We start from the raw sequence: 7,706 nt of genomic DNA on the forward strand, positions 1-7,706 counted from the left end.
GCCTCTATGGCGGTGTTTTTTTATGTTTCAAGAAAATGATCAATCATAAGAAACAAAAAAAGCGCAAGCCTAACAATAGGATTGCGCTTTTTTATCTAACTTTTTAGCTAAATTCTATTTAACTTTCTTAGCTAAAAACTACGGACGGTAAACCTTCACATTGTTGAAGCCTTGTTCCTGTAGGTAGAGAGCTTGCAAACGGCTCATCACACCACGGTCACAATAAAGCAGGTAGGTCTTAGATTGGTCTAAATCACCAAACTGTGTACCCAACTTGAAAAACGGAATGTGCTTCACTTCCACGCCTTCAATCTCTAATGGGTTATCGTCTTCCTCTTCGGGGCTACGAATATCCAGTACGACAGCATGCTCTTCAACGGCTTGAACTTGCTCAACTTCAGGTGCTGCTTTTTCAGTCTCTTTTGCGATATCACGGATATCCATTACACGGGCGTCACGTACTACCTGCTCTAAGATATCGAAATCGAACTTGGCTTCTTCCGCTTCCAGTTTCGCTTTCACAGCTTTCACTGTTGGCTTCTTAGAAATGACACCACAGTACTCTGGCATGGTCTTAGCGAAGTCCTCAGTACCGATATCACGTGCAAGGTTGATGATGTCTTCTTTATCCCAGTTGATTAGCGGGCGAAGGATCAAAGAGTCCGTGACATTATCGATATGGCGTAGGTTAGTTAGCGTCTGACTCGATACCTGACCTAATGCTTCACCTGTTACCAAGGCTTCAATCTTGAACTTCTCAGCCACCATTCCCGCGGCACGCATAAACATACGCTTCAAGATCACACCCATTTGGCCGTCATCGACCTTCTCAAGAATTTCAGCCACAACAGGCTCAAAATCTACCGAAATAAACCGAACTTTGGCTGATGAGCCATATTTGTTCCATAAGTAGTGAGAAACTTGCTTAACACCGATCTCGTGTGCAGGGCCACCTAAGTTGAAGAAACAGTAGTGAACCTTTGAGCCACGCTTGATATGTAGATAGCTAGATACACCAGAGTCGAAACCACCAGAAATCAGGCTTAGTACATCTTCTTGCGTACCAAGAGGGAAGCCACCTAGACCTTTGTAACGTGCGATTACTTGGTTTAGCTTTTCATTCGCTACTTCAACTTTCACCGTCACATCAGGGTTCTTAAGCTTAACACTGGCGCTTTCGATTGCTTGGTTCAAACCACCACCTACGTAGCGTTCTAACTCGATCGATGTGAAGTCATGCTTACCGCGACGCTTAGCACGTACCACAAACGTTTTGCCTTCAAGATGCGGACGATTTAACTCTAACACCTGCTCGAAAATGTCATGCAGGTCTTTAAACTCAGACTGTTGAACTTCCAGTACATGGTGAATACCCGGAGTGCGAGTCAGTATGTCGATCGTCTCTTTGCGAAATTCATCCGACTCCGAGGTTACTTCAATGTGGTCACGACGGTTGAAAACAGCAACAGACTCTGTATGACTCTTGATAATATTGCGGATGTTACATTCAAGAATCTTTGTGAAGCGCTTACGCACAGACTCACTTTTTACAAAAATTTCTGGATGGGGCTTTACGATAAATTTCATAATTCACTTCACAAGTTTACTGTTACGCTATTTTCATGCTCTTAAGAGCCAAGCCGCTCAACTTCACGAGGAGCCGCCTCTAAGGGCGCAAGATTATACATGAAGCAAAGACCATAAAAAAGACGAGCGTTTGTGCTCGTCTTGTTTATTTTAGCTTACTGTATTGCAGGAACTTCATCACTGAGTAGCGCTTCACCCTGCATAATACTGATTTCAACCCGCCTATTTCGCGAACGTTGCGCTTCAGTATCGTTTGGCCCCAGTGGTTCGGTATCAGCCATACCGCGCACACGCAGCCGCTGATGATCAAATCCGCGTACTTTCTCCATCTCTTGCGCGACGGAGACCGCACGCTGCGCAGACAAATCCCAGTTGGAGCGATAGAGCTCTGAATCAATTCGCTGATTATCAGTATGACCAGACACTCGAATCACGCCTGGAATATCTTTAACTAAATCCGCAATCTGGCGCACCAATGGGCGGAACTTAGGTTGTAAAAATGCAGAGCCTTCTGGGAACGCACCTTTTTCACGAATGCGAATGTCAATCTGCTGACCTAGGTTCTCAACTTCAATCGCACCTTGCTCAATCTCTCGCTCAAGAGCCTTCTTGATACTCTCCATAATGGTTTCAAGCTCTTGCGACATCTCTGCCGATTGCTGCTGCGGATTATCTGACTCGGAGTTTTGGTTGTTCTGAGTTGCCGTATCTGGCGATTGACCACCGGTTAATTTACCTTGATCGCGTTGAGTACCGCCTGCTCTATCCGACTCACCTTCATGAAACTCTAGAGTTTGCTGAGTGATATCAATCGTCTGCTGCATGATGACATCAATTGGTGTCGGCTCAGGACGACCTGGCCTAAACTCTTGAGCAATAATACTAGTACCTTTCGGGATGTCTTTGACTTCCAGTCGGTTTTGCACACCGAAAGCAAACTTCATTGAACCTGCGATCTGTTTAAACTTCAGTACGTCCATTTCAGAAAACGAGAGCAGAAGTACGAAGAAACACATCAACAGTGACATCAAGTCAGCAAACGTCCCCATCCACAGCGGAAGGCCTGGTGGTGGACATTTGGGTTGTTCTTCTTCCATATCAGCCACCTTACTCGTTATCTACATCAAGAGCACGTTTACCTTCATTGAGGTAGTTCTTCAGATAGCTGTCAATAACACGTGGGTTTTGACCATCTTGGATCGCCAATACGCCATCCATGATTAGACGACGGTTGAGTTTTTCTTGCTCACGACGCAGAGACAGCTTATCCGCGATTGGGAAGAAAACCATGTTAGATAGGATTGCACCGTATAGGGTAGTCAAAAGTGCTACCGCCATTGCTGGACCAATCGCTTTTGGGTCATCCATGTTGGAAAGCATAGCAACCAGACCAACTAGAGTACCGATCATACCCATTGCCGGGGCAACGTCACCAAATGCTCTAAACACGCTCGATCCAAAATCGTGGCGCTCATCTGTCAAGGCAATATCTTTTTGCAATGCAGCACGCACCACATCAGCATCGTGACCATCCACTAGTAGGTCGATACCTTTCTGCATGAAGCTATTCGATATCTCCATTTCTTCCAAGGCAAGAAAACCACCTTTGCGCGCGGCGTCAGCCATTTCAACCACTTTAGCAATCAGGTCTTCTGGCTCGTCCGCCTTGAACATGAACGCTTTACCCGCGATTTTTGCTGCGCCAAAGAATTGCCCCATAGTGAACTTCATCAACACTACGAAGGTAGAGCCACCCACCACGATCAAAATCGACGTTACGTCGATGAACATCATGATGCTTCCGCCTAGTATCATTGCCATGATGACAAAAGCAAAACCGCCAATCAGTCCTACTAGCGTTGCTAAATCCACAGAGCACTCCTCATGCTATCGTTAAGCTTCTAACAAATTATATCGGCAACATCTTAAGATCTTTAGTATTTTATTGGTACTACACTCACATAAATATAGATGCTGAGTGGCCGATGCCCACCCTATAATACGCTTGGATGCAGAATATGACCGGACAAGCTCGATTTTTCTGATAAATTTATTCGGTTAAATTTGACCATAATGATCGGCTAAGGTAACTTTCGTGCATCATTCTCTAGGTGAATCCAATATGGCAAGCAAGAAACCAGAAAACATGACCTTTGAGGCGACCATTGAAGAGCTCGATGGCATCGTAGAAAACCTCGAAAACGGTGATTTAGCATTGGAAGATGCCCTTAAAAAGTTCGAACGTGGTATTGCACTTGCTCGCTCAGGGCAAACCAAACTCATCGACGCAGAACAGCGTGTTAGTATTTTGTTACAAAACGATGATAATTCCCCACTTTCTGATTTTGAAGCTCAGTCTGATTAATAGTTATAGAAGAGTTCTGCCATGCAAGAGGTATTAACCTCACTTCAACAGCGAAGCAATGATCAGCTAAACCACTGGTTACAAGCACTCCCTCATCAGCACCTGCCACTCATTGAAGCAATGAACTACGGATTGCTACTTGGAGGTAAGCGTGCACGTCCGTTTCTTGTGTATATCACAGGCCAGATGTTAGGACGCGACCTTAACGACCTTGATACTCCAGCAGCGGCTGTGGAGTGCATTCATGCCTACTCACTCATCCATGATGACTTGCCCGCAATGGATGATGATGCACTGCGTCGCGGCCAGCCAACCTGTCACATTAAGTTTGATGAAGCAACAGCCATTTTAACTGGCGACGCGCTGCAAACCTTAGCATTCACTATTTTAGCGGAAGGGTCATTAAACCCGAATGCGGAAAGCAACCGTATAAAGATGGTAAAGGTACTCGCTGACGCGTCTGGTGCAGATGGTATGTGTATGGGCCAAGCCCTGGATCTCGCGGCGGAAAATAAAAATGTTTCACTGCAAGAACTTGAAGAGATTCACCGCCATAAGACAGGTGCTTTGATGAAGTCTGCAATCAGACTAGGCGCTCTAGCCGCTGGTGAGAAAGGACTCGAAGTACTGCCGCAGCTCGATCGCTACGCTGATGCAGTGGGTCTCGCATTTCAGGTTCAAGACGATATCTTAGATATCATTAGCGATACGGAAACCTTGGGCAAGCCACAAGGCTCAGACCAAGAATTAAACAAAAGTACTTATCCAGCACTGCTTGGATTAGACGGAGCTATCAACAAAGCTCACACTCTGTTAAATGAAGCCCTTCAAGCTTTAGAGGCAATCCCATACAATACAGAGTTACTCGAAGAGTTCGCCCGATATGTCATCGAGCGCAAGAACTAACACTATAAGCGCGCAATAACTATGACTCTTGATATTTCGAAATATCCAACTTTGGCATTAGCCGATACGCCAGATGAGCTACGTAGCCTACCTAAAGATGTGCTACCAAAACTGTGTGATGAACTACGCACCTACTTATTAAACTCGGTCAGCCAGTCGAGCGGACACCTCGCCTCTGGCCTAGGTACAGTCGAGCTTACTGTCGCTCTTCACTATGTCTACAACACCCCGTATGACCAACTGGTTTGGGATGTTGGCCACCAAGCATACCCACACAAAATTCTCACGGGCCGTCGAGACCAAATGCCAACTATCCGCCAGAAAGATGGGCTACACCCCTTCCCGTGGCGTGAAGAGAGTGAGTACGATACCTTGTCTGTCGGCCACTCATCGACTTCCATCAGTGCAGCGCTTGGCATGGCGATTAGTGCAGGCAAAGAGGGTAGCAACCGCAAAGTAGTCAGTGTTATCGGCGATGGTGCGATTACTGCCGGTATGGCGTTTGAAGCGATGAACCATGCTGGTGACGTACACCCTGATATGCTGGTTATCCTCAATGACAATGAGATGTCGATTTCAGAAAACGTTGGCGCGCTAAACAACCACTTGGCTCAAGTGCTATCTGGTAGCCTGTACACCTCTATTCGAGAAGGGGGTAAAAAAGTTCTATCTGGCGTACCACCAATTAAAGAGCTAGTGCGTCGTACTGAAGAACACCTCAAAGGCATGGTCGTACCTGGTACGCTATTTGAGGAGCTTGGCTTTAATTACATCGGCCCAGTTGACGGCCACGACGTCAACGAACTGGTCAAGACCTTGAAGAATATGCGTGAACTTAAAGGCCCGCAGTTCTTACATATCATGACTAAAAAGGGCAAAGGCTACGAGCCAGCGGAGAAAGATCCGATTGGCTATCACGGTGTCCCTAAATTTGACCCTAGCCATAACTCGCTACCTAAAAGCAGTGGTGGCAAGCCAAGTTACTCGAATATCTTCGGCGATTTCTTATGTGATATGGCCGCGCAAGATCCTAAGCTGATGGCAATTACCCCAGCGATGCGTGAAGGCTCGGGTATGGTTCGCTTCTCTAAAGAGTATCCAGAGCAGTACTTTGACGTTGCTATCGCTGAGCAGCACGCTGTTACGCTCGCAACAGGTATGGCTATCGCAGGGGATAACCCGATTGTCGCTATCTACTCAACCTTCTTACAGCGCGGTTATGATCAGCTGATCCACGATGTCGCAATCATGGACTTACCTGTGATGTTCGCCATTGACCGTGCTGGCCTAGTCGGTGCGGATGGTCAGACTCACCAAGGCGCATTCGATCTTAGTTTTATGCGCTGCATCCCGAATATGGTGATTATGGCACCAAGCGATGAAAACGAATGTCGTCAGATGCTCTACACCGGTCATAAACATACTGGTCCTTGTGCCGTTCGTTACCCACGTGGAACTGGACCAGGTGCAGAAATTAAGCAAGAATTTAACGAGCTAGAAATCGGCAAAGGCCGTATTGTCCGTCAAGGTGAAAAGGTCGCTATCCTCAACTTCGGCACCTTCCTCAGTAACGCAGAACAAGCTGCTGAAGCGCTCAACGCTACTGTTGCTGACATGCGATTTGTTAAGCCATTAGATGAAGCATTGATCAAGCAACTAGCTGACGAGCACGATGTGTTAGTAACGCTTGAAGAGAATGCTATAGCTGGCGGTGCAGGCGCTGGTGTAATTGAGTTTATGATGCAAGAGAAAATCCTCAAGCCAGTTCTAAACCTCGGTCTGCCAGATAAGTTTATCGCCCAAGGGACACAAGACGAGCTACATCAAGAGTTAGGCTTAGATGCCGCAGGAATTGAGCAATCAATTCGCGACTATCTAGCCAAGTAAGCCTGTCGAAACATTAAGTGACAAAGCCCTCTTCTGAGGGCTTTTTAATAGGCCAAATCACGCAGTTATCCAGGCATTTGCCAACCAAACTCACCGCACAACTTCAACCAAGTCTCATCCACACCGGCTTTAATAAGCAGCTCTTGCCCGGTAAACGGGTGAATAAACTTTAATGATGAGGCATGCAACAGCAGACGGTGCGAGTCATAGACTTCACGAAACAGCTTATTGTGCTTACCATCACCATGAGTCGTATCTCCGACCATTGGGTGTCTTAAGTGCGCCATATGACGCCTAAGTTGATGCTTACGCCCTGTTAAAGGTTTCATCTCCATCAAACAGTAACGAGTTGTTGGAAATTTACCGGTAGAGTACGGAATTTCTACTTTAGCCAATGGCTGATATTCAGTGATCGCTTCTTGGGCCTCTTTCTCTTGGCTCGCATGTTTATCAGCGATTTTATCAAGCTCAACTTTCAGTGGGTAATCTAAGCGGCCCGGCACTTCTATCCAACCACGCACGATCGCATGATACGTTTTTTCCATCTCATGGTTGGCAAACATCGGCATAACTTGCGAAGCGACCTCACTCGACAGAGCAAAAATCAGGACACCTGAGGTAGGACGATCAAGGCGATGAAGAGGAAACACATGCTGGCCAATCTGATCACGCAGGGTTTGCATTACAAACTGAGTTTCGTGTTTATCTAACCAGCTGCGATGAACCAACATGCCCGCAGGTTTATTGACCGCAACGAAGTACTCGTCTTGAAAGACAATCTCAAGCATCACTGAACACCTCATCTAGGTTATGAATCAAAACGATCAGCGCCGAATACTCGCTACGACCTTTCCAACTCTCTTCAAAGTAAGGCGCGATAGAAAAACCTGTCGGTAAAGGCTGATTCATCGTCAGCAGCGCTCTAAAACGTGGGATAAAAACCCACTGCAGCCACTGGCGT

General features: G+C 46.5%; 8 protein-coding genes. 3 read left to right on the forward strand and 5 right to left on the reverse strand.

The window, feature by feature from the left end; all coding sequences use genetic code 11:
- Positions 1-138 precede the first annotated feature (138 nt).
- The 3 genes from thiI to pomA all read right to left on the reverse strand — a co-directional run bounded on the left by thiI (position 139) and on the right by pomA (position 3,459).
- Positions 139-1,587 carry a tRNA uracil 4-sulfurtransferase ThiI gene (gene thiI, locus QTO00_RS10980; RefSeq protein WP_331424845.1) on the reverse strand — a complete coding sequence of 483 codons (1,449 nt, stop codon included), beginning with the start codon at positions 1,585-1,587 and terminating at the stop codon, positions 139-141.
- A gap of 155 nt (positions 1,588-1,742) precedes the next feature.
- Positions 1,743-2,684 carry a flagellar motor protein MotB gene (locus QTO00_RS10985; RefSeq protein WP_331424846.1) on the reverse strand — a complete coding sequence of 314 codons (942 nt, stop codon included), beginning with the start codon at positions 2,682-2,684 and terminating at the stop codon, positions 1,743-1,745.
- A gap of 10 nt (positions 2,685-2,694) precedes the next feature.
- Positions 2,695-3,459 (reverse strand): flagellar motor protein PomA, encoded by a 765-nt coding sequence (pomA, locus tag QTO00_RS10990; protein ID WP_331424848.1) that lies wholly within the window; start codon positions 3,457-3,459, stop codon positions 2,695-2,697.
- Positions 3,460-3,709: 250 nt separating this feature from the next.
- Here pomA and xseB point away from each other — a divergent pair, with 250 nt between their 5' ends.
- The 3 genes from xseB to dxs are packed head-to-tail and all read left to right on the forward strand — an operon-like array spanning position 3,710 to position 6,745.
- Positions 3,710-3,952 carry an exodeoxyribonuclease VII small subunit gene (gene xseB / locus QTO00_RS10995; protein ID WP_331424856.1) on the forward strand — a complete coding sequence of 81 codons (243 nt, stop codon included), beginning with the start codon at positions 3,710-3,712 and terminating at the stop codon, positions 3,950-3,952.
- A 21-nt stretch (positions 3,953-3,973) separates the two neighbouring features.
- Positions 3,974-4,858, forward strand: a complete 885-nt coding sequence (gene ispA, locus QTO00_RS11000; RefSeq protein WP_331424850.1) for a (2E,6E)-farnesyl diphosphate synthase — start codon at positions 3,974-3,976, stop codon at positions 4,856-4,858.
- A 21-nt stretch (positions 4,859-4,879) separates the two neighbouring features.
- Positions 4,880-6,745, forward strand: coding sequence for a 1-deoxy-D-xylulose-5-phosphate synthase (gene dxs, locus QTO00_RS11005; RefSeq protein WP_331424852.1), 1,866 nt, complete (start codon positions 4,880-4,882; stop codon positions 6,743-6,745).
- 65 nt (positions 6,746-6,810) lie between these two features.
- On the opposite strand, the gene truC is transcribed toward dxs, so the two are convergent.
- The gene (truC, locus tag QTO00_RS11010) at positions 6,811-7,533 is read right to left on the reverse strand and encodes a tRNA pseudouridine(65) synthase TruC (RefSeq protein ID WP_331424854.1); all 723 of its coding nucleotides are present in this window, start codon (positions 7,531-7,533) and stop codon (positions 6,811-6,813) included.
- Positions 7,526-7,706 (reverse strand): YqcC family protein (locus QTO00_RS11015; protein ID WP_331424855.1); only part of this gene is annotated, 181 nt, incomplete at its 5' end. The genes QTO00_RS11015 and truC, both read right to left, overlap by 8 nt.

The sequence above is a fragment of the Vibrio sp. M260118 genome (genome assembly GCF_036533755.1).
Classification (GTDB): Bacteria; Pseudomonadota; Gammaproteobacteria; order Enterobacterales; family Vibrionaceae; genus Vibrio.